22 protein-coding genes and 1 other annotated feature are annotated in these 20,013 nt (G+C 51.3%); of the genes, 12 read left to right on the top strand and 10 right to left on the bottom strand.

Annotated elements, in window-relative coordinates:
* Positions 1 to 15: 15 nt before the first annotated feature.
* Entirely contained in the window at positions 16 to 2,274 is a 2,259-nt protein-coding gene (gene katE / locus AAEY27_RS12790; RefSeq protein WP_342320943.1) for a catalase HPII, read from the bottom strand.
* Positions 2,275 to 2,492: 218 nt separating this feature from the next.
* On the opposite strand from katE, the gene cedA reads away from it, so the two are divergent.
* Positions 2,493 to 2,738, top strand: coding sequence for a cell division activator CedA (cedA, locus tag AAEY27_RS12785; RefSeq protein ID WP_342320942.1), 246 nt, complete (start codon positions 2,493 to 2,495; stop codon positions 2,736 to 2,738).
* A 4-nt stretch (positions 2,739 to 2,742) separates the two neighbouring features.
* On the opposite strand, the gene AAEY27_RS12780 is transcribed toward cedA, so the two are convergent.
* Positions 2,743 to 3,654: a LysR family transcriptional regulator gene (locus tag AAEY27_RS12780; protein ID WP_342320941.1), complete on the bottom strand. Its 912-nt coding sequence runs from the start codon at positions 3,652 to 3,654 to the stop codon at positions 2,743 to 2,745.
* A gap of 99 nt (positions 3,655 to 3,753) precedes the next feature.
* Here AAEY27_RS12780 and AAEY27_RS12775 point away from each other — a divergent pair, with 99 nt between their 5' ends.
* Positions 3,754 to 4,611: a type 1 glutamine amidotransferase domain-containing protein gene (locus AAEY27_RS12775; protein WP_342320940.1), complete on the top strand. Its 858-nt coding sequence runs from the start codon at positions 3,754 to 3,756 to the stop codon at positions 4,609 to 4,611.
* Between the two features lie 45 nt (positions 4,612 to 4,656).
* On the opposite strand, the gene AAEY27_RS12770 is transcribed toward AAEY27_RS12775, so the two are convergent.
* The 4 genes from AAEY27_RS12770 to hxpB all read right to left on the bottom strand — a co-directional run bounded on the left by AAEY27_RS12770 (position 4,657) and on the right by hxpB (position 8,444).
* Positions 4,657 to 6,048 carry an L-cystine transporter gene (locus tag AAEY27_RS12770; protein ID WP_342320938.1) on the bottom strand — a complete coding sequence of 464 codons (1,392 nt, stop codon included), beginning with the start codon at positions 6,046 to 6,048 and terminating at the stop codon, positions 4,657 to 4,659.
* A gap of 129 nt (positions 6,049 to 6,177) precedes the next feature.
* Positions 6,178 to 6,768: a metal-dependent hydrolase gene (locus AAEY27_RS12765; protein ID WP_342320937.1), complete on the bottom strand. Its 591-nt coding sequence runs from the start codon at positions 6,766 to 6,768 to the stop codon at positions 6,178 to 6,180.
* 97 nt (positions 6,769 to 6,865) lie between these two features.
* Positions 6,866 to 7,627 (bottom strand): 2-dehydro-3-deoxy-D-gluconate 5-dehydrogenase KduD, encoded by a 762-nt coding sequence (kduD, locus tag AAEY27_RS12760; protein ID WP_342320936.1) that lies wholly within the window; start codon positions 7,625 to 7,627, stop codon positions 6,866 to 6,868.
* 148 nt (positions 7,628 to 7,775) lie between these two features.
* Positions 7,776 to 8,444 (bottom strand): hexitol phosphatase HxpB, encoded by a 669-nt coding sequence (hxpB, locus tag AAEY27_RS12755; protein WP_342320934.1) that lies wholly within the window; start codon positions 8,442 to 8,444, stop codon positions 7,776 to 7,778.
* Between the two features lie 146 nt (positions 8,445 to 8,590).
* Between hxpB and AAEY27_RS12750 the strand changes: the two genes are divergently transcribed.
* Positions 8,591 to 9,127: a YniB family protein gene (locus AAEY27_RS12750; protein ID WP_342320933.1), complete on the top strand. Its 537-nt coding sequence runs from the start codon at positions 8,591 to 8,593 to the stop codon at positions 9,125 to 9,127.
* A 49-nt stretch (positions 9,128 to 9,176) separates the two neighbouring features.
* Here the strand turns inward: AAEY27_RS12750 and AAEY27_RS12745 are convergent, their stop codons facing one another.
* The 3 genes from AAEY27_RS12745 to pfkB form a co-directional block, all read right to left on the bottom strand.
* Positions 9,177 to 10,037, bottom strand: a complete 861-nt coding sequence (locus tag AAEY27_RS12745; RefSeq protein WP_342320932.1) for a fructosamine kinase family protein — start codon at positions 10,035 to 10,037, stop codon at positions 9,177 to 9,179.
* Between the two features lie 105 nt (positions 10,038 to 10,142).
* Positions 10,143 to 10,433 carry a type V toxin-antitoxin system endoribonuclease antitoxin GhoS gene (gene ghoS / locus AAEY27_RS12740; protein WP_342320931.1) on the bottom strand — a complete coding sequence of 97 codons (291 nt, stop codon included), beginning with the start codon at positions 10,431 to 10,433 and terminating at the stop codon, positions 10,143 to 10,145.
* Positions 10,434 to 10,546: 113 nt separating this feature from the next.
* Positions 10,547 to 11,479, bottom strand: coding sequence for a 6-phosphofructokinase II (gene pfkB / locus AAEY27_RS12735; protein WP_342320930.1), 933 nt, complete (start codon positions 11,477 to 11,479; stop codon positions 10,547 to 10,549).
* Between the two features lie 292 nt (positions 11,480 to 11,771).
* Here pfkB and AAEY27_RS12730 point away from each other — a divergent pair, with 292 nt between their 5' ends.
* Both AAEY27_RS12730 and AAEY27_RS12725 read left to right on the top strand, forming a co-directional pair.
* Complete coding sequence (locus AAEY27_RS12730) at positions 11,772 to 12,527, top strand: DUF481 domain-containing protein (RefSeq protein WP_342320929.1); 756 nt, start codon at positions 11,772 to 11,774, stop codon at positions 12,525 to 12,527.
* Between the two features lie 261 nt (positions 12,528 to 12,788).
* Entirely contained in the window at positions 12,789 to 13,004 is a 216-nt protein-coding gene (locus tag AAEY27_RS12725) for a hypothetical protein (RefSeq protein WP_342320928.1), read from the top strand.
* A 163-nt stretch (positions 13,005 to 13,167) separates the two neighbouring features.
* On the opposite strand, the gene AAEY27_RS12720 is transcribed toward AAEY27_RS12725, so the two are convergent.
* On the bottom strand, positions 13,168 to 14,613 hold the full coding sequence (locus AAEY27_RS12720) for a flagellin (RefSeq protein WP_342320926.1): 1,446 nt from the start codon (positions 14,611 to 14,613) through the stop codon (positions 13,168 to 13,170).
* Positions 14,614 to 14,794: 181 nt separating this feature from the next.
* On the opposite strand from AAEY27_RS12720, the gene fumD reads away from it, so the two are divergent.
* The 7 genes from fumD to pheS all read left to right on the top strand — a co-directional run bounded on the left by fumD (position 14,795) and on the right by pheS (position 20,001).
* Entirely contained in the window at positions 14,795 to 15,007 is a 213-nt protein-coding gene (gene fumD / locus AAEY27_RS12715) for a fumarate hydratase FumD (RefSeq protein ID WP_425294632.1), read from the top strand.
* A gap of 555 nt (positions 15,008 to 15,562) precedes the next feature.
* Entirely contained in the window at positions 15,563 to 17,491 is a 1,929-nt protein-coding gene (gene thrS, locus AAEY27_RS12710; protein ID WP_342320922.1) for a threonine--tRNA ligase, read from the top strand.
* 3 nt (positions 17,492 to 17,494) lie between these two features.
* A complete protein-coding gene (infC, locus tag AAEY27_RS12705) occupies positions 17,495 to 18,037 on the top strand; it encodes a translation initiation factor IF-3 (RefSeq protein WP_342325567.1) in 543 nt (180 codons plus the stop codon).
* Positions 18,038 to 18,129: 92 nt separating this feature from the next.
* Positions 18,130 to 18,327 (top strand): 50S ribosomal protein L35, encoded by a 198-nt coding sequence (gene rpmI, locus AAEY27_RS12700; RefSeq protein WP_001124225.1) that lies wholly within the window; start codon positions 18,130 to 18,132, stop codon positions 18,325 to 18,327.
* Positions 18,328 to 18,376: 49 nt separating this feature from the next.
* The gene (gene rplT / locus AAEY27_RS12695) at positions 18,377 to 18,733 is read left to right on the top strand and encodes a 50S ribosomal protein L20 (RefSeq protein WP_007374646.1); all 357 of its coding nucleotides are present in this window, start codon (positions 18,377 to 18,379) and stop codon (positions 18,731 to 18,733) included.
* 119 nt (positions 18,734 to 18,852) lie between these two features.
* Positions 18,853 to 18,977: a sequence feature (Phe leader region), on the top strand.
* On the top strand, positions 18,858 to 18,902 hold the full coding sequence (gene pheM / locus AAEY27_RS12690) for a pheST operon leader peptide PheM (protein WP_001386830.1): 45 nt from the start codon (positions 18,858 to 18,860) through the stop codon (positions 18,900 to 18,902). It overlaps the preceding feature by 45 nt.
* A gap of 40 nt (positions 18,978 to 19,017) precedes the next feature.
* A complete protein-coding gene (gene pheS / locus AAEY27_RS12685; RefSeq protein ID WP_342320921.1) occupies positions 19,018 to 20,001 on the top strand; it encodes a phenylalanine--tRNA ligase subunit alpha in 984 nt (327 codons plus the stop codon).
* The last annotated feature ends 12 nt before the right edge of the window (positions 20,002 to 20,013 follow it).

The following is a 20,013-nucleotide window of genomic DNA, read 5'->3' as shown; positions in this document are numbered from 1 at the left end:
TCTGCGCTCTTCACACTAGGCTGGCACGCTGTCGATTTTACTGATGCGTGACCAAACACGGTGCGCCGCAAGCTGGGTGATAAAATCATCCACCAGCGTGGTTGAAGCGCTATCACCTTCCACAATGCCTTCTTCACCTTGCGCATCCACATTGAGAAGCGCTTTAAACTGACGCGCGTCACCGGCAAGCGCGATGGTTTTCAGGTGCTTGTAGGCTTCCAAAAGGTAATATTTCGCATCGCCATTTTGCAAAAGTGTACTGACATCGCCGCCCGGCACGAACACGCCATCAACGGTGAGCGACGGTGAACCGGCAAACGTTGCTGCTACCGGCAGTTTGGAACCGTCATCCGCCGTGACTTCGCCCATACGCGAATACAACAATTTGGCATGAACCCCTTTGGCTTTTAACCCTTGCAACAGGGTAAGCACATCCGAAGCGCTGACATTATCGTGCAGCAGAACGGCCACCACGCGGCCTTTCACATCGCCATCGGGAATAGCGTAAAGGCTCAAGGCAGGATCTTTTTGCAGGCCGTTCACATCCGGCGGCGGGGCGATGTTGCGCTGGTCATCGGTCAGCGTGAGACCCAGGTTTTTCGCGACCGCTTGCGCCAGTTGCACATCAATGTGCGCCAGTTGATCGACAACGCGCTCACGAATGTAAGGGCGCGCCACTTTGCTGAGTTCGAAGCTGAACGCATCGACAATATGGCGTTGCTCAAACGGCGTCTGACTCAGCCAGAACAGGCGCGGATGCGAATAATATTCGCCAAAAGAGGGGCTGCGCTCGCGGACTTTTTGCCCCTCGACGCGCTCCTGATAGCTTTCAAAACCACCGCGTTTCGGGCCTGGAGGTGTTTCACGAGGCCAGTTATCGTTAATCGAGTTCGGTTCGTAGTTTGCCGGGTTAGTGTCGATATCCATCCGGTGCATACCGTCGCGTTGCAAATTGTGATACGGGCAAGTCGGACGGTTAATCGGGATTTCGTGGAAATTCGGCCCGCCGAGACGGCTAATTTGCGTGTCGGTGTAGGAGAAAAGCCGACCCTGCAACAGCGGATCGTTGGTGAAATCCAGCCCCGGAACAATATGCCCTGGGTGGAAAGCCACCTGTTCATTTTCGGCAAAAAAGTTATCCGGGTTGCGATTGAGCACCATTTTGCCCACGCGCTGCACGGGAACCAGCTCTTCCGGGATAAGTTTGGTGGGATCTAGCAGGTCGAAATCAAACTTGAATTCATCTTCTTCCGGGATCAATTGCAAACCTAATTCGTATTCCGGGTAATCACCAGCTTCGATGGCTTCCCACAATTCGCGGCGATGGAAATCCGGATCGCGCCCGGTCAACTTCTGCGACTCATCCCAGACCAGCGAGGCTTTGCCCGCCAGCGGTTTCCAGTGAAAGCGCACGAACGTTGCTTTACCGTCGGCGTTGATCAGCCGGAAGGTGTGAATGCCAAACCCTTCCATGGTGCGATAGCTGCGCGGAATGCCGCGATCGGACATCGCCCAGATAACGTTGTGCAGCGTTTCAGGTTGCAGGGAAACATAATCCCAGAAGGTATCGTGAGCGCTCCCACCTTGTGGAATCGCCCAGTGCGGCTCGGGTTTCACCGCGTGCACAAAATCCGGGAACTTGTGCGCATCCTGAATAAAAAAGACCGGTGTGTTGTTACCGACCAGGTCGAAAATACCCTCTTCTGTGTAAAACTTGGTGGCGAAACCGCGGATATCACGCACGGTATCCGCCGAACCCGCGCCACCCTGTACGGTAGAGAAACGCACAAACACCGGCGTTATCTTGTCCGGGTCAGAGAGAAAATCGGCTTTGGTTATGTCTTTCAAGCTGCGGTACGGCTGAAAGTAGCCGTGTGCCGCGGAACCGCGCGCATGCACGATGCGTTCCGGGATGCGTTCATGGTCGAAGTGGGTGATTTTCTCGCGCAGGATAAAATCTTCCAGTAGCGTAGGGCCGCGCGTGCCTGCTCGCAGAGAATTTTGATCATCACTGATTCGTACGCCCTGATTGGTGGTCAGGGGAAAGTTTTCACTGCCTTTGCGGAAAGTCTCAAGGGCACTCAGTTTGTCGTTGGACGTATCCGGCGCTTTCAGGCTCCCCGGCGCCGTAGGTTGCTCGCCAGGCGCGGTAGGTTGAGGAGAAGGGCGGTGAGAATTGTCTTCGGGCGCAAGTGAGTCCAGTCCGGGGCGGGATTCACTGGCATCGTGCACCGGGGATTGCGGCTTGTGAGTGTCTTTCTCATTATGCGACATTGAACTCGTCTCCTGTTTTCATTGCTGAAAAATGGGCGTTATTAGAATTAAACCCTCATAACTATAGAACAATGTTCTGGCTTCAACTGTACGAAGCGGGAGAAGGGAACTGTACGGAAAATAAGAGAAAGTCACGCCAGACGCGACGCGCAGGGCAACAATCGGCTATGATAGCTGTTTCATGTGTGTAGAATTTGTCTTTAGTGAATGCATCGCTTATGAAACCTTTTCGTCAACAAAACCGAGTCGTTATTAGCTATGTCCCGCGTGTCGAACCGGCACCGCCCGATCACGCATCGAAAGTTGAAGGCTATCGCGATGTCTGGTTGTTACGTGGCAAATATGTGGCGTTTGTGTTGATGGGCGCACGTTTTCGCCGCTCACCCGTTTTTAGTGTGCCGGAAGCGGCGCAGCGCTGGGCAATGCAAATGCGCCAGGAGGGCGAAATCGACGAAGAAGAGTAATGGCTTATCTGAGCGTTGTGACCAGGTAATCGACAAACGCTCTGACTCTTGCCGATAAGTGCCGGTTTTGCGGGTAAAGGATGTAAAAAGGGCGCACACGACCGCCCATCTCTTGCATCACCTCTTCGAGCCGTCCTTGTGCGACAGCATCAGCCGCCACAAAGTGATAAATCTGAAATAATCCCCCGCCCGCAATGGCCCAACCCACGCCCGCCAGCACATCTTCATGCACCCGGCGACGGCTGCTGAAACTAAAATCCATCTCTTCACCTTCTTCATCGCGAAAAATCCACGATACCGGGCGCCCGGTGCTGGGCAGAATAAACTGGATCAGATCATGTTGGTGCAGGGTTTCGAGACAGGTTGGGCGCCCGTGCTGGCGCAAATAATCAGGCGCGCCAAACACGCCGACGCTGGCATCTTCGAGTTTACGTGCCACTACGCGCGAATCCCGGGGCTCGCCCATGCGGATCGCCAGATCGTAGCCATCATCAATAAAATCAATGTTGCGGTTCGAGATATTCAGCTCGATATCGATATCCGGGTATTTCGCCATAAAAGCGGGCAGCAGTGGCACCAAACGATGATGACCATACACTGTGCCAACACTGACGCGCAGTAACCCTTTCGCGTGGCTTTGCTGCCCGGTCAGCACACGTTCGGCATTGGCGATTTGATCCAGCGCCTGCTGGCACTGAGCACGATACAACTCGCCATCGCTGGTCAGTTTTACGTTACGCGTGGTGCGATTAAACAGCCGCACACCGAGCCGGGATTCCAGCCTGTGGATGGTACGGCTGACAGAAGCAGGCGTAATGCCCAGCGCCTCTGCGGCGGCGGTGAAACTGCCGGCCTCAGCAGCCTTGCAAAAAAGCTCAATACTGCCCAGTTGCACAGATTCGAAGGCGCGCGACATTTGTTCTCTCGTGTAATTAATGAAGTTCGGTCAGATTAATTTATTTACAACAAGTGAACCAGTACATTTGTCGCACATTAATTGAACAGGTACTGAAACATGAAAAAGTTGCTCCAGGGTTTGCTGGCGTCCATTGTGCTGGTCTCCACCGTCAACGCGCAGCCCGCCCCGAAAGGAAACGTGCTGGTGTTACTCTCCAGCGCAACGACATTGCCGCTTAAAGACGGGAAAAGTTACGCTTCCGGTTTTTACCTTAACGAGTTTGGCGTGCCGACTGACGCGTTGTTGAAAGCGGGTTATGCAGTCACGATTGTCACGCCGAAAGGTAACCAGCCGCTGCCGGATGAACACTCAGTTGATCCGATGTACTTCAATAACAATTCTGCTGAGATGCAGCGAATCAAAACGGTGTCAGAAACGCTGACCGCCGCCGACAAGGTGAAATCCATCAAGCAAGTATTGCAGGAAGGAACCCAACGCTATGCTGGTATCTTTATTCCCGGCGGTCATGCGCCGCTGATTGATTTACCCGGCAACGCTGAGGTTGGCAAACTGCTGCGCCATTTCCATCAAGATGGAAAACCGACCGCAGCGATTTGTCATGGTCCGATTGCGTTGCTTGCCGCACAGGACCAACCGCAGGCGTTCGAATCAAATGTGATTGCGGGGAAATCCGCCAGTGCGAAAAACTGGATCTACGCCGGTTATAAGATGACGATTTTTTCCGATGCCGAAGAACAAGCATTTGAAGAATCGTTAAAAGGCGACAAGCTGCGTTACTACCCGGCGAAAGCCATGGCGCAAGCGGGCGGGAAAATGGCGTTTGTTCCGGCCTGGCAGCCGAATGTTGTGAGCGATCGGGAACTGATCACCGGTCAGAATCCTTTCTCGGATCATGCCTTGGCGAAAGCGCTCATTGCGGCGCTGGATAAAAGCGTGGGGAATTCGAAAAACTGATGTGACAAAGGCGGGGAGCGATCCCCGCCTTAAGCGATGGCGAGCTTAGCGATGCGCCAGTTCAGCGCTCTCTTCACTGTCCATAATGGTTTTATCGGTCTGCTTCAGCCACTGGCTGGTCAGCGTACCGGCGGTCATGGAGCCACTGACGTTGAGCGCGGTACGGCCCATGTCGATCAGCGGTTCAACGGAGATCAGCAAGGCAACCAGCGTGACCGGCAAGCCCAGGGCTGGCAGCACGATCAGCGCGGCGAAAGTCGCACCACCACCGACACCGGCCACACCTGCGGAACTCACTGTAACAATACCGACCAGAGTGGCAATCCAGACGGGATCCAACGGGTTAATGCCGACGGTTGGCGCAACCATTACCGCCAGCATCGCCGGGTAAAGCCCTGCGCAACCGTTTTGCCCGATGGTCGCACCAAACGAGGCAGAGAAGCTGGCGATGGATTCCGGCACACCCAGGCGGCGGGTTTGCGCTTCCACGTTCAGCGGAATAGATGCGGCGCTGGAGCGGCTGGTAAAGGCGAAGGTCAGCACTGGCCAAACTTTGCGGAAGAATTTCAGCGGGCTAACGCCATTAACACCCAGCAGCAGCGCGTGTACCACGAACATGATGCCAAGGCCGAGGTAAGAGGCGATGACAAAGCTGCCCAGCTTGATGATGTCCTGAATGTTGGAACCGGCCACCACTTTGGTCATCAGCGCCAGTACACCGTACGGCGTCAATTGCATGACCAGGCGCACCAGCTTCATCACCCAGCTTTGCAGGGTGTCGATGGCGGTCAACACGCGCTGGCCCTTCGGCGCATCATCTTTCAAAAGCTTAAGTGCAGCGACACCGAGGAAAGCAGCAAAGATAACGATGCTGATAATTGACGTCGGGTTCGCGCCGGTCAGATCGGCAAACGGATTTTTCGGTACAAACGACAGGATCAGCTGCGGTACGGTTAAATCAGCGAGTTTACCGACGTAGTTGCTCTGAATCGCATTCAGACGCGCGGTTTCTGCCGAACCTTGCACCAGCCCTTCGGCGCTCAGACCGAACAAATTGGTGACCAGTACCCCCACCAGTGCGGCGATAAGCGTGGTGAAAAGCAACGTCCCGATGGTTAAGAAACTGATTTTGCCGAGCTGCGACGCATTATGCAGACGCGCAACGGCACTGAGAATAGAGGCAAAAACCAGCGGCATGACAATCATTTGCAGCAGTTGCACATAGCCATTCCCGACCACGTTGAACCACTGAATAGACTCTTTCAGAACCGGGTTATCGGAACCGTAAATCGCCTGCAATGCCAGGCCGAAAACGACACCAAGGCCCAAACCGACCAGTACTTTTTTTGCCAGACTCCACTGCTTGTGGCGAGCCTGCGCCAGCAAAAACAGCAGTGCCACGAACACCACAACGTTCGCGATTAGTGGAAAATTCATTCCGTTCTCCTGAGATCATTATTCGGTCAGCCTGCCCGGCCAAACCTCTGGCGCAAGGTTAGCAGAAGTGCGGGAGTGACCTTATATCCAAATGGAATGGATTATGCCAAATGCTGAAAAATCGACGAATTAACGCTCAGATTGAGGATGAATAAAGCGATTAAACTGATTTTGTAGCGTATTTATCATTTGTGCCGACCAGCGAACTGCACCATTTTCGGGCAAAGTTTGTGGCATCCACACCGCCCACGCGAAAAACGCCATGCACAGCGCGCGCTCCAGTTGATTGCCTTTTTGCGGCATTAATAGCGGCAAACGAAAACGCCAGCGGCAGGGCCACAACAGCGGTACGCCAGCGGGGGTAATCATATCGGCCACGATGTGGCTTAAATAGCCCACTACCATGCCTTGCAGGGCATCGGCGGGCACAATCCAGCTTTCTGGGACTTTTAAATAGAACAGAGCGAGTGCGAGAAAAACGGCCAACAGACTGTGGGTAAAACCCCGGTGGCCGAATGCACGCGCCACCGGTTTTGAGATCCACTTAAGACGTTGACCGAGGAAGGATTTAGGATGGTCAATATCCGGCAGCAAGCAGGTAAGAATGGCAGAAGGCACGATATGCCACCAATCGCCCTGAGCCAGGACGGGGGTCAATTCGGCATTTTTGGTAAACACCGCGCACGCAATGGAGAAAAGCAGGTGTCCTTCCGCCGTCATGATCAAACTCGCTAAACTGTCGATGCATACAGTATAGGATGTTTGTACAGTAGGTGAAAGAGGTGACGGTGTAACTCTTTGTCATAATTGTGTCAGATTAGCGCGCCAGCCAACCGCCATCGACGGCAATCGTGTAACCGTGAATATACTCGGACGCTTTCGACGCCAAAAACACCACTGCACCTTGTAAATCAGCAGGTTCGCCCCAGCGTCCGACAGGAATGCGCTCAAGGATCTCTTGGCTGCGCTCCGCATCTTCCCGCAATTGTTGCGTGTTGTTCGTCGTCATATAACCCGGCGCGATGCCGTTAACATTAATGTTATGCGTAGCCCATTCATTGGCCATCAAGCGCGTTAGCCCCATAACGCCACTTTTCGACGCAGTATATGAAGGCACGCGGATCCCGCCCTGATAGGAAAGCATTGATGCGATATTGATAATTTTGCCGCCGCTGCCCTGGGCGATAAATTGCCGGGCGACCGCTTGCGAAAGAAAGAACAACGTTTTCAGGTTCAGGTTCATCACGTCATCCCAATCCTGTTCGTTGAAATCAATCGCGTCATAGCGACGAATGGTACCTGCGTTGTTCACCAGAATATCGATGCGTCCCATCTTTTCTACCGCCTCGTTGACGATATCGCTCAACCCTTGCTGGTGGCGCAGATCGGCCTGAATGGCATGAAAACGACGGCCGAGCGCTTCGACACGCTGTGCGGTTTCATGGGGAATTTTGCGGTTAACGCCGACAATATCGCAGCCCGCTTCGGCAAGCCCAATCGTCATACCCTGGCCCAGGCCAGTATCGCACCCGGTAACAAGGGCCACCTTACCCGTAAGCTTGAAAGCATCCAGTATCATATTTACTCCGGTGTTATGAGGGGTTGTTATGCTGGGCGTCAGCGCCTGAGGATCAGAATAGAAGGTGAGCGATGAAAACACAAATTAATGAAATGATGTTTCAATATTGCGATTTTGCAGGAGCAGCAAAGCGCTGCTCCTGCGATTGTTAGCCCAGCAGATGGGCGAGGGTAAGCTGCTGCAAGCTGTCGAGTTTAACGTTTGCCAGCACATAGCGTGGGTCGGCGCGATGTTCTTCATCCGGTACCACAATGGAGCGCATTCGCGCGGCTTTACTGGCGATCATGCCGTTGACGGAATCTTCCAGCGCGACGCAAGTGAGCGGGTCGACACCGAGTTTCGCGGCGCAATCCAGGTAAACCTGCGGATGCGGTTTGCTGTAGGGCAATTTCTCCGCTGAAGCCAATGCATCGAAGCTGTCACGCAATTCGAACATTGTCAGCACTTTTTCCAGCATATGGAGTGGAGAAGCAGAAGCCAGGCCAACCACCAAACCATTGGCTTTACAGAGCGTCAGCGCTTCACGCACACCAGGCAGTAACGGGCGTTCCTCTTCAACCAGCGAGATAGCGCGCTGAATGATCCGCTCGGTCACTTCCTGACGACTCGGACCATTCCACGGTTGCTGCGCATACCACAGCTCGACGACCATATCGATGCGCAGACCCAATGTATCGGGCAGCTCGTTGCGCCGCGTGATATCGACCCCGAGGCCTGCCACGACTTCAAGTTCGGCGCGATCCCAGAGTGGTTCTGAGTCGATGAGTAAGCCATCCATGTCAAAAATGGCAGCAAAAATTTGGCGCGAAGCAGACATAACACCTCTTTTATTGACGGAATTTTGCAGGGAGAAAGTACAAAGTATGGTAAAGGGCTCATCATACCGCCTTTAAAAATCAGGCGAAAATGATTATCAGCAGGTAGACTAAGGCGGAAACAGTGCGTCACAAACAAGGGGAATCCATGACGTATCAACAAGCTGGACGCATCGCCGTGCTGAAACGCGTTCTGGGTTGGGTGGTTTTTATTCCAGCCGTCATTTCGACCATCATTTCTGTACTGAAATTTATGTACGATCACAGTGAAAAACAGCCCGGCATCAATGCCGTGATGCTTGATTTTGCCCACGTGATGATTGAGATGATGCGTTTCAATACGCCGTTTCTTAACCTTTTCTGGTACAACTCGCCGACGCCGAATTTCCAGCAAAGCCTGAATATTATGTTCTGGATTATTTTTGTCCTGATCTTTGTTGGCCTTGCTTTACAGGCATCCGGCGCACGCATGAGCCGCCAGGCGCGCTTTCTGCGTGAAGGGGTGGAAAACCAGATGATCCTTGAAAAGGCAAAAGGTGAAGAAGGGTTAACGCGCGAGCAAATCGAAGCGCGCATTGTCGTCCCGCATCACACCATCTTCCTGCAAATCTTTCCGCTCTATGTTTTACCAGTGATTGTTATTGTCGCAGGCTACTTCTTCTTTAAGCTGCTTGGCTTTTTGTAACAATGACATTGCCCGGTAGCACTTCGCTTGCCGGGCTCATGTTTTGCACTCACGCGGCTAAAACACGATCCAGTGCCTTCTGCGCATTCATCAAATGCTCGCCACCGAACAAGATGGCCCGGTTGAACAGGGTATAGAGTTGATAAAGTGGCTGACGATCGAGGAAATCGGCAGGTAAGGGGGAGACACTCTGGTAACCATCGTAAATCTGCGGCGGTTGATCTGGGTGCAGCGGCAACATCGCCAGATCGCACTCCCGATCGCCCCAGTAACAGGCCGGATCATAGATGTAAGGTCCGTCCGGCCCTAGCGCGCAGTTGGCCGACCATAAATCACCATGCAGCAGAGAAGGCTGCGGTTGATGCGAGCTTAACCGCTGCTGAACATGTTCGACAATCGCGTCGATATTGCCAAACTCCAGCCCTTTTTCCGCCGCCAATTCCAACTGCCAGCCGATGCGCTGCTCGGCAAAAAACGTTGCCCAGCGGCGTTGCCATGCATTGGGTTGCGGAGTCGTGGAAAGATCGTTATCGAAATCGAGGCCGAACTGCGGTTGGTCGCTCCATTGATGCAGGTGCGCCAATTGCTGACCGAGAAGAAACGCGCTATGCGCATCTAACGGGCGAGCGGGGAGGTATTCCATCACTAAAAAGCTGTAGTCCCGATCGCTGCCAACCGCCCAGACTTTCGGCACGCGCACCGTATGGCTGCGGGCCAGAAGTTCGAGTTGATCGGCTTCTGCGGTAAAGATGGGTAACAGTTCGCGATCATCGCACTTCACAAAGAGATCGTGACCGGCATATTGCAGGTGCCATGCTGCATGGATTTCGCCGCCCGGTAGCTCGTCGCGCTGCTCAATCTCGCCTTCACCCAGTTGTTCGCTTAACAGACCACTTATCGCTTGCCACATGATGTTTCTCCCATGTAATCAGCCAGATCAGAAGGTTAGCGCACTAAAGCTGTGGAAATATACGACTCAACGCACACCAGACGTACGGACGGCGCAGGATGGCATTCATGGCTCTTCGTGTTGCCATGCCTCCCAGGTACTCACCGTAATGTCGGTTTTTTGATGGACGGCGCTTTCGGCTAAACCCTCCGCCAGCGCGTGCACTTCTTGCTCGCTGAGCGCACTGATAAACCCGAAAGTATTGGTGCCGAGATCGTGCACTTTGCCATCATCGTCCGTCATGGTGATGAGAAAACCCGCTCGTGTAAAGTGGTTATTCAGCTCATTTATATCTGTCAGGGTCTGATCGTGAAATTTGACCGTGACTACATAGCGTGTGATGCCATCGCTGCTCATATTTCACCTCATTGTTATCCCAAAGTTTTTTTAGCATAGTCGGCGGGTGATATTTGTCGACTATTGCGGCGTATTTGCGCTTTCCCGCCGCCCGACTAGGCAGCGGGACCTATTCAGGTGTTGCATAGGTAGTCGTAAATTTTTTGCGTGTCTTCCAGTGCACATAGACGCGTACCCTGGTTGATGGTGGCCGCGCTCCCGGCGGCGACGCCGAAACGCACCATATCGTCGAGCGGCGCGTTTTGCGCCAGCTTAAGCGTCATTGCGCCGACCATGCTGTCGCCCGCACCGACGGTGCTCTGACTTTTCATCGGCGGCGGTACAACCTGCACGCAGTTTTGCGCATCAACAGCCAGCGCGCCTTGCGGCCCGAGGGAAACGACGACGCGTAATGCCTTTCCGCTATTAACAATTTCCTGCGCCGCCATGCGCACATCGTCAGGTTGATTGAGTTCCCGGCCAACCAGTGCGCTCAACTCTTTCTGGTTGGGTTTTACCAGTTCGATGTTACCGATGGCGAGCGCGGCGGTAAGCGCATCACCGGAACTGTCGACAATGCAGCGGATACCCTGCTTTTGCGCTGCGGTAATCAACTGCGTTAGCTTGCCAACCTGGACGCCAGGCGGAAGGCTGCCGCTAACCACCAGTATTGCGCCGCGTTCGATGGTCAGGACTTTCTCTTCCAGTTGGCGAAACTCATCTTCGCTCAACGCGGCGCCCGGCATAACGAAACGGTATTGCTCACCGCTCGACTCAACATGGACATGCAGGTTTTGCCGTGTCCAATCTGCGGTCTGCACGCTGATGGTGGGCACATTTTCATCGGTCAATAATGTGGTGAGATGTTCACCGGTTGCGCCACCCGCCGGGAAGATGGCGGTGGCTTTTCCTCCCAGGTGTGCAATCGCGCGGGCGACGTTGATACCGCCGCCACCGGGTTCAAAAACCGGGGAGGTGCAGCGAAGCTTACCTTCCGGATAAATTTGCGGTGTCAATGTTGCGCTATCGAGCGATGGCGCGAGCGTCAATGTATAGACAGATACCATGATGACCTCCGTTTACTCAGGTTGCATTAAGCCTGGCACCGATTGTGCGGGAGTGAAAGTAAATAACCATATGATTTTAAGAATGATATTGAGTTAATCGGTTGGGGTGATTAATAACCGTTTACTCATTTTTGAGATCCCTCTTATTCAAAAAATCAAATAAGATTTCATTGATCTGTTTAAGCGGGCTTTTTATAATTTGTTACCTTTCTGTGGACCGTTGGTCGTTGATCCTACTGAAAGTTTCCGGGACCTTGTTGGTCTCTTTTTTTGCTGTACGGACTCTTAAAAAATGAAGCTTTTGAAGACAGTACCCGCGCTGGTAATGGCTGCGGGCGTGCTTGCGTCGATGAATGCTGCCGCAGATGATACCGTTTTTACTGTCATGGATGACCCTTCCACAGCCAAACAACCGTTCGAAGGTAGCGTGAACGGTGGTTATCTTGGCCAGTCCGGCAACACAAAGAGTTCATCTTTGACTGCCGATTCCACCCTGACCTGGTATGGCAACACTACCGCCTGGTCTTTGTGGGGAAATGCCAGCAACACCTCATCAAACGATGAACGTTCGTCTGAGAAATACGCTGTAGGTGGTCGTAGCCGTTACAATATGACGGATTATGATTACCTGTTTGGCCAGGCGAGCTGGTTGAGTGACCGCTACAACGGCTACCGCGATCGTGATGTACTTACCGCGGGTTATGGTCGCCAGTTCCTGAATGGTCCGGTTCACAGCCTGCGCTTTGAATTCGGTCCGGGTGTCCGTTACGACAAGTACACCAACGGCGACACGAAAACCACCGCGCTGGGTTACGCTTCCGGTACGTACGCGTGGCAAATGACCGACACCACGAAATTCACGCAGGGCGTTTCTGTATTTGGCGCGGACGATACAACCGTCAACTCCGAAACAGCACTGAACGTGGCTATCAACACACATTTCGCGCTGAAGGTCGCTTATAACCTGACCTGGAACTCCCAACCGCCGTCAACTGCGCCGGATCATACCGATCGCAGAACGTCGATTACGTTAGGCTATAAAATGTAATTCGCTGGGCCGAAAATATCGGCCCAGTTTTTCATTTGTTAATTCGTGCTATTTTCCGCGACCAATTATCCAGTTTTATTTAAGTAATTTTCCTCTCCATAATCTCTTCATAATTAATTATCGTGTAACATATTCAGTTTATTTGACACGAATGGATAAATAAATTGACTGTGCAAAAGTGTGATCCAGATCTACACTAGATTTATGGGCTAAATGTATCGCCCAGCAAGTAATGTATTAATTCAAGAAAGAGAGTTAATTATGAAAAAAATCAAAACTGCAGCCGCTGCCGTAGTGCTTTCTGCACTTTCATTTGGCGCATTCGCTGCTCAACCTGCAACTTCTGCCAGCCAGTCCAATACTAACATCACCAACATTGAAGCGGGTTCCAATATGGTTCCGGTCGCAAACGCTACTCGGGGTTCTAATGCCGCTGCGTTTGATGCGCATACCCTGGTTGCCGGTGAGTGGGATTAAGTACATTCTTAGTTAATTCATTAACTTCGATAAAACCGGATTATGTGGTACCGGTTTTCGTGTTTATTCTTTAATGTAAATAACTTAATGCAAGCCTTATTATTTATTGACGAAAGTTGACCTTAATATTACACGAGAGTCATAACAACGAACTGTTAATTTGTTAACTCCGCAGTAGTGAAAGAATATTTTCTGCCGACTGGTTAGCGACTTTCAGTACGGCATCTTGGCCTTGTTGTAATATTTGCGCTTTGGCCATTTTGCTCGTTTCCATGGCGTAATCCGCATCTTCAATACGACTCTTTGCCGCCTGAGTGGCAACGTTTTGCTGTGCCAACACCGATTTAGTCGATTCGAAGCGGTTGATAAACGCGCCGTATTGCGCGCGGTAGCTGCTGACTTTATCCAGCGCTCTGTCGAGTACGCCCATCGCATTGCTGGCCGTCGGCATTGAAAGTAGGTCGGTATTTGTCAGGCCCAGCGATTTCAAATCCGCAGGCGTTGTCTGCATGGTGAGTGATTCGACATCATCCCCGAAACTGGCGCTTGTCACTACTTCCCATGGTCGGCTCTGTTTTGGTAGTACCGTTGGCGTGATAGTTGGCTCAGGAAGATCGCCCCAGGTCAGATTACTGGTAAATGAACCGCTGCCCACCACCATCACCACCAGGTCTTCGGTCACATTATCGATCTTCAACCGTTCTATTCGGTTGGAGCCGTTGCTACCGTCATTAAAAGCCGCTCCCGGTTCGTAACGATCGCCATCGCCACTGTAGCTGATGTTCATGCCGTTATAATCGAGGGTTTCACTGCCATCCAGCGCCCAAGATGCGCCCCCTTCGATAAGCTGTGAATCATCATAAGTTGCGCCATTCTCAAAGCCGTTCGCTTCGCTCAACACGCGGCTGGTTGCTTTTGCTGAATCAGTGATTCCGCGGCTACTCCATGTGTAATCAGGATCGGTGCCGTTAATCGGTGTGCCCGCCAGATGTTTACCATCGCGAGTAAAGAGCTGAATGTCGTCGTCCAGGCCTAACGAGTCGATAGTAATCGTAATATTTTTCGAACCGGCCGGGATGTACGCCAGAGAAACAATTCCTGAGCTGAATGAATAATTGGTACCTTGTACCGGGAATTTCACATTCAGTGGCGGAACATTGCCAATCAATTCAGGCGGCAGTTCCGGAGAGTCGGTAGCCAATGGGTAGCTGCCAAAAATTTCCGTCGTTTCCGAAATTGACTGAATATTATTGAGAATACTTTGATATTCGTCCTGAATGCTTTGTCGATCGCTATCTGAAAGCGTGCTGTTGCCCGATTGAATAGCGAGACCTTTGGCGCGGATCAGTAGCTCACCAATGGTGTTGAGGCTACCATCGGCGGTTTGCGCCATACTGATGGCGTCATCCAGTCCACGGGAAACCACGGTATCCGCATTGATATTTGAACGCATGCGGTTAGCAATAGCCTGGCCCGCGGCATCATCTTTGGCACCATTGATTCGCAAGCCTGATGACAGACGTTCAATGGATTCTTGCAATGTTGATTCGGTTGTTTTTCTGACCGTCAGGTTCAGACCAGTCATTTCGTTGTAGTTGATTGCTTGCATCGTTGTGTTTAATTCATTCAAGCCCTAATGATTCATTAATCGGCAGACTTTGCGGGCAACTTTAAGGTAAATCGACGGAGAAATTTAACTTTGTGCAAATGTCCTGGAAGGGAGAGTCTTGCATATTAAGGCCGCTATCACGCTAACATATGGAAAATTAACCACAATAACCGGAGGAGTGATGAGCAAGTCAAAAGATGTCGAACTGTACGAGGAAATGTGCCGGGTTGTGGGGAAAGTCGTGCTGGAAATGCGCGATCTTGGGCAAGAACCGAAGCATATCGTTATTGCCGGTGTGGTCAGAACCATGCTTGCAAATCAGCGAATTAAACGTTCGGAACTGACGCAAGCCGCGATGGAAGAGGTTATTCGCGCTTTGGGTTATGAGGCCTGATAAACAATAAATAAAGGCACGCAGAAGCGTGCCATTTGAAAGGAGTAATGCTGTTAACGTCGCTTCTTGTTTGGGATGGGAAGGGTTCTTGCTGACTTCATGCTGTAGTGCTTATAAAACGAAAAAATAGCAACTATCATAAGTGCGACAATAGCAACTGAATAAACTATTACCATGCTTTATCAATGTGTTAGATGTTAATGGGTAGCCAAATAGACTGCCTGGAGTGTATTCCTGTCAAGGTCGAGATGAAAAATCAGATTAAACTCAGGTTAACAAGCACATTCAGTAGCGCACGTTCACTACGCGATTTACCTCGCAATCGCCCGTCGGGTTTGACCTCCGTCACACAAATACTTTCAACAACTCTTTCATATGTGTACTATTGCCGGGTACTTAACAGTGATGGGTAAGGGCACATGGCGGCTAAATACCGTGCGATGCATATTCCGCAGAGTGAAGCGAGAAAACTTATCTTAGTTGCTGTTATATCTTTGAAATCTCATTTTGTATGTGCTCTTTCGTGTGGGGCACCACTGCAAATAAGGAAATGAAATGCCTGTAATTACTCTTCCTGATGGCAGTCAACGCCAATATGACCATGCTGTTAGCCCAATGGATGTTGCGCTGGATATTGGTCCGGGACTGGCGAAAGCCTGTATCGCTGGACGTGTCAACGGTGAACTGGTCGATGCTTCTGATGTTATCGACAGCGATGCCAACTTGGCTATCATCACCGCAAAAGATGAAGATGGTCTGGAAATTATCCGCCACTCCTGCGCGCACTTGTTAGGTCATGCAATTAAGCAATTGTGGCCTAATACTAAAATGGCGATCGGCCCGGTTATCGATAATGGCTTTTATTATGACGTTGACCTTGACCACACGCTGACCCAGGAAGATATCGACGCGCTCGAAAAACGTATGCATGAGCTCGCCGAAACTAACTACGATGTCATCAAGAAAAAAGTGAGCTGGCAGGAAGCTCGCGAAACATTTGTCTCACGTGGTGAGAATTACAAAGTTTCTATTCTTGATGAAAACATTGCGCATAATGATAAGCCTGGCTTGTATCATCACGAAGAATACATCGACATGTGCCGTGGACCGCACGTGCCGAATATGCGTTTTTGCCATCATTTCAAACTGATGAAAACAGCGGGTGCTTACTGGCGCGGCGATAGCAACAACAAGATGTTGCAGCGTATTTACGGTACAGCATGGGCAGATAAAAAGGCGCTGAATGCCTATCTGCAACGCCTGGAAGAAGCAGCGAAACGCGATCACCGTAAAATCGGTAAGCAGCTCGATTTGTATCACATGCAGGAAGAAGCGCCGGGCATGGTGTTCTGGCATAACGATGGCTGGACTATCTTCCGTGAACTGGAAACTTTCGTACGCTCTAAACTGAAAGAGTATCAGTACCAGGAAGTGAAAGGCCCGTTCATGATGGACCGTGTGCTGTGGGAAAAAACCGGCCACTGGGATAACTATAAAGATGCGATGTTTACGACGTCTTCCGAGAACCGTGAATACTGCATTAAGCCGATGAACTGCCCGGGTCACGTACAGATTTTCAACCAAGGGTTGAAATCTTACCGCGATCTGCCGCTGCGTATGGCCGAGTTCGGAAGCTGCCACCGTAACGAGCCATCAGGCGCGTTGCACGGGCTGATGCGTGTTCGCGGCTTCACTCAGGACGATGCTCATATCTTCTGTACAGAAGAGCAGGTTCGCGATGAAGTGAACGCTTGTATTCGTTTAGTCTACGATATGTACAGCACCTTTGGCTTCGAGAAGATCGTCGTCAAGCTCTCAACTCGTCCGGACAAACGTATCGGTAGCGACGAGATGTGGGATCGTGCTGAGGCGGATTTGGCAGTTGCGCTGGAAGAAAACAATATCCCATTTGAATATCAACTGGGTGAAGGCGCTTTCTACGGTCCGAAAATTGAATTTACCCTTTATGACTGCCTCGATCGTGCATGGCAGTGCGGTACTGTACAGCTGGACTTCTCCCTGCCAGCTCGCCTGAACGCTTCTTACGTAGGCGAAAGCAACGAGCGACAGGTTCCAGTAATGATTCACCGCGCGATTCTTGGGTCTCTGGAGCGCTTTATCGGCATCCTGACTGAAGAGTTCGCAGGCTTCTTCCCAACCTGGCTTGCGCCAGTGCAGGTAGTTGTGATGAACATCACTGATTCTCAGTCTGAATACGTCAACGAATTGACCCGTAAACTGCAAAATGCGGGCATTCGAGTAAAAGCAGACTTGAGAAACGAGAAGATAGGCTTTAAAATCCGCGAGCACACTTTACGTCGTGTCCCTTATATGCTGGTTTGTGGTGACAAAGAGGTTGAAGCCGGCAAAGTTGCTGTGCGTACCCGTCGTGGTAAAGACTTGGGTAGCCTGGACGTAAATGAAGTTATCGAGAAGCTGCAACAAGAGATTCGCAGCCGCAGTCTTCAACAACTGGAGGAATAAGGTATTAAAGGCGGAAAACGAGTTCAAACGGCGCGTCCCAATCGTATTAATGGCGAGATTCGCGCCACGGAAGTTCGCTTAACAGGTCTGGAAGGCGAGCAGCTTGGTATTGTGAGTCTGAGAGAAGCTCTGGAAAAAGCTGAAGAAGCCGGGGTTGATTTAGTCGAAATTAGCCCTAACGCCGAGCCGCCCGTATGCCGTATAATGGACTACGGCAAGTTCCTCTATGAAAAGAGCAAATCTTCTAAGGAACAGAAGAAGAAGCAAAAAGTTATTCAGGTTAAGGAAATTAAATTCCGACCTGGTACAGATGAAGGCGACTATCAGGTAAAACTCCGCAGCCTGATTCGCTTTCTCGAAGAGGGCGATAAGGCCAAGATCACACTGCGTTTCCGCGGTCGTGAGATGGCCCACCAACAGATCGGTATGGAAGTGCTTAATCGCGTGAAAGAAGATCTGGGTGAACTGGCAGTGGTCGAATCCTTCCCAACGAAGATCGAAGGCCGCCAGATGATCATGGTGCTTGCTCCTAAGAAGAAACAGTAAGGCCATCAAGTAATTAAACCTGTGGGCCACAAGCTCACGGGTTTAATTCGCCTTTGTTTCGTTTATTAACAATGCGAAGTGGAAGTTAAAAAATGCCAAAAATTAAGACCGTACGCGGTGCTGCTAAGCGCTTCAAAAAAACCGGTAAAGGTGGTTTTAAGCACAAGCACGCTAACCTGCGTCATATTCTGACCAAAAAAGCTACCAAGCGTAAACGTCACCTGCGCCCGAAAGCCATGGTTTCCAAAGGCGATCTGGGTCTGGTAATTGCGTGCCTGCCGTACGCATAAGTCGTTAACCTTTTAACTTTTTTAAGAATATAGATACAGGAGAGAGCATATGGCTCGCGTAAAACGTGGTGTGATTGCACGTGCACGTCATAAGAAAATTTTGAAACAAGCTAAAGGTTACTACGGCGCGCGTTCACGCGTTTACCGTGTTGCCTTCCAGGCTGTTATCAAAGCTGGTCAGTACGCTTATCGTGACCGTCGTCAGAAAAAGCGTCAGTTCCGTCAACTGTGGATTGCACGTATCAACGCAGCAGCACGTCAGAACGGTATTTCTTACAGCAAATTCATCAATGGCCTGAAAAAAGCCTCTGTTGAAATCGACCGTAAGATCCTGGCTGACATCGCCGTATTCGACAAAGTGGCATTCTCTGCCCTGGTTGAAAAAGCGAAAGCAGCTCTGGCATAAGCCAGTTTAAAAGAGGGAGCTTGGCTCCCTCTTTTGCTTTAACATCATCAATACATTGACTTTTTGCAGTGATGCGTTTTCAATAACCCATCGCCGCCACTTACCCGATTAAGGTAACGCAAGCATGAATGCTGCTATTTTCCGCTTCTTTTTTTACTTTAGCACCTGAACCCGGGAGGCTAGCGCGTGAAAGAAGAAACGGAAAACAGCGCCAGAAAGCCTCCCTTGTGGAGGCTTTTTTTGTATTTGCCGCTTGTAAATATCGCCATATAACGAGGAAAACCATGTCACATCTCGCAGAGCTGGTTGCCAGTGCGAAGGCAGCCATTAACGATGCCTCAGATGTCGCCGCGCTGGACAACGTACGCGTCGAATACCTGGGTAAGAAAGGGCACCTGACCCTTCAAATGACCACCCTGCGTGAGCTGCCGCCAGAAGAGCGCCCGGCTGCCGGGGCGGTAATCAACGAAGCAAAAGAACAGGTTCAGCAAGCGCTGAACGCCCGCAAAGCCGATTTGGAAAACGCAGCGCTGAACGCACGTCTGGCCGCTGAAACCATTGATGTTTCCCTGCCGGGGCGTCGTGTTGAAAACGGTGGTTTGCATCCGGTTACCCGCACTATCGATCGTATCGAAAGCTTCTTTGGCGAGCTGGGTTTCACCGTCGCAACCGGGCCGGAAATTGAAGATGATTATCATAATTTCGACGCGCTGAATATTCCGGGTCATCACCCGGCACGCGCCGATCACGACACCTTCTGGTTCGATGCAACCCGCCTGCTGCGCACCCAGACTTCTGGCGTGCAGATCCGTACCATGGAAAACCAGCAGCCGCCAATTCGTATCATCGCCCCAGGCCGTGTTTATCGTAACGATTACGATCAGACGCACACGCCAATGTTTCATCAAATGGAAGGGCTGATCGTTGATAAAAATATCAGCTTCACCAACCTGAAAGGTACGCTGCACGACTTCCTGCGTAACTTCTTTGAAGAAGATCTGCAAATCCGCTTCCGCCCGTCCTACTTCCCGTTTACAGAACCGTCTGCTGAAGTGGATGTGATGGGGAAGAATGGCAAATGGCTGGAAGTCCTCGGCTGTGGGATGGTGCATCCGAACGTATTGCGTAATGTCGGTATCGACCCGGAAATTTACTCCGGTTTCGCATTCGGTATGGGGATGGAGCGCCTGACCATGCTGCGTTACGGTGTCACAGATTTGCGCGCATTCTTCGAAAACGATTTGCGTTTCCTCAAACAGTTTAAATAAAGGCAGGCAAGA

The sequence above is a fragment of the Kosakonia sp. BYX6 genome, from assembly GCF_038449125.1.
GTDB lineage: Bacteria > Pseudomonadota > Gammaproteobacteria > Enterobacterales > Enterobacteriaceae > Kosakonia > Kosakonia calanthes.
This window is presented reverse-complemented; position numbering and strand designations above follow the sequence as displayed.

What these genes read in the sequence shown, in the direction of transcription:
- AAEY27_RS12780 (WP_342320941.1), bottom strand. Translation starts at nt 3,654, where the DNA reads ATGTCGCGCGCCTTCGAATCTGTGCAACTGGGCAGTATTGAGCTTTTT.
- pfkB (WP_342320930.1), bottom strand. Translation starts at nt 11,479, where the DNA reads ATGGTATCTGTCTATACATTGACGCTCGCGCCATCGCTCGATAGCGCA.
- rplT (WP_007374646.1), top strand. Translation starts at nt 18,377, where the DNA reads ATGGCTCGCGTAAAACGTGGTGTGATTGCACGTGCACGTCATAAGAAA.
- AAEY27_RS12750 (WP_342320933.1), top strand. Translation starts at nt 8,591, where the DNA reads ATGACGTATCAACAAGCTGGACGCATCGCCGTGCTGAAACGCGTTCTG.
- ghoS (WP_342320931.1), bottom strand. Translation starts at nt 10,433, where the DNA reads ATGAGCAGCGATGGCATCACACGCTATGTAGTCACGGTCAAATTTCAC.
- AAEY27_RS12765 (WP_342320937.1), bottom strand. Translation starts at nt 6,768, where the DNA reads ATGACGGCGGAAGGACACCTGCTTTTCTCCATTGCGTGCGCGGTGTTT.
- kduD (WP_342320936.1), bottom strand. Translation starts at nt 7,627, where the DNA reads ATGATACTGGATGCTTTCAAGCTTACGGGTAAGGTGGCCCTTGTTACC.
- fumD (WP_425294632.1), top strand. Translation starts at nt 14,795, where the DNA reads ATGAGCAAGTCAAAAGATGTCGAACTGTACGAGGAAATGTGCCGGGTT.
- katE (WP_342320943.1), bottom strand. Translation starts at nt 2,274, where the DNA reads ATGTCGCATAATGAGAAAGACACTCACAAGCCGCAATCCCCGGTGCAC.
- AAEY27_RS12730 (WP_342320929.1), top strand. Translation starts at nt 11,772, where the DNA reads ATGAAGCTTTTGAAGACAGTACCCGCGCTGGTAATGGCTGCGGGCGTG.
- pheS (WP_342320921.1), top strand. Translation starts at nt 19,018, where the DNA reads ATGTCACATCTCGCAGAGCTGGTTGCCAGTGCGAAGGCAGCCATTAAC.
- AAEY27_RS12720 (WP_342320926.1), bottom strand. Translation starts at nt 14,613, where the DNA reads ATGCAAGCAATCAACTACAACGAAATGACTGGTCTGAACCTGACGGTC.
- cedA (WP_342320942.1), top strand. Translation starts at nt 2,493, where the DNA reads ATGAAACCTTTTCGTCAACAAAACCGAGTCGTTATTAGCTATGTCCCG.
- thrS (WP_342320922.1), top strand. Translation starts at nt 15,563, where the DNA reads ATGCCTGTAATTACTCTTCCTGATGGCAGTCAACGCCAATATGACCAT.
- AAEY27_RS12725 (WP_342320928.1), top strand. Translation starts at nt 12,789, where the DNA reads ATGAAAAAAATCAAAACTGCAGCCGCTGCCGTAGTGCTTTCTGCACTT.
- AAEY27_RS12745 (WP_342320932.1), bottom strand. Translation starts at nt 10,037, where the DNA reads ATGTGGCAAGCGATAAGTGGTCTGTTAAGCGAACAACTGGGTGAAGGC.
- hxpB (WP_342320934.1), bottom strand. Translation starts at nt 8,444, where the DNA reads ATGTCTGCTTCGCGCCAAATTTTTGCTGCCATTTTTGACATGGATGGC.
- AAEY27_RS12770 (WP_342320938.1), bottom strand. Translation starts at nt 6,048, where the DNA reads ATGAATTTTCCACTAATCGCGAACGTTGTGGTGTTCGTGGCACTGCTG.
- rpmI (WP_001124225.1), top strand. Translation starts at nt 18,130, where the DNA reads ATGCCAAAAATTAAGACCGTACGCGGTGCTGCTAAGCGCTTCAAAAAA.
- AAEY27_RS12775 (WP_342320940.1), top strand. Translation starts at nt 3,754, where the DNA reads ATGAAAAAGTTGCTCCAGGGTTTGCTGGCGTCCATTGTGCTGGTCTCC.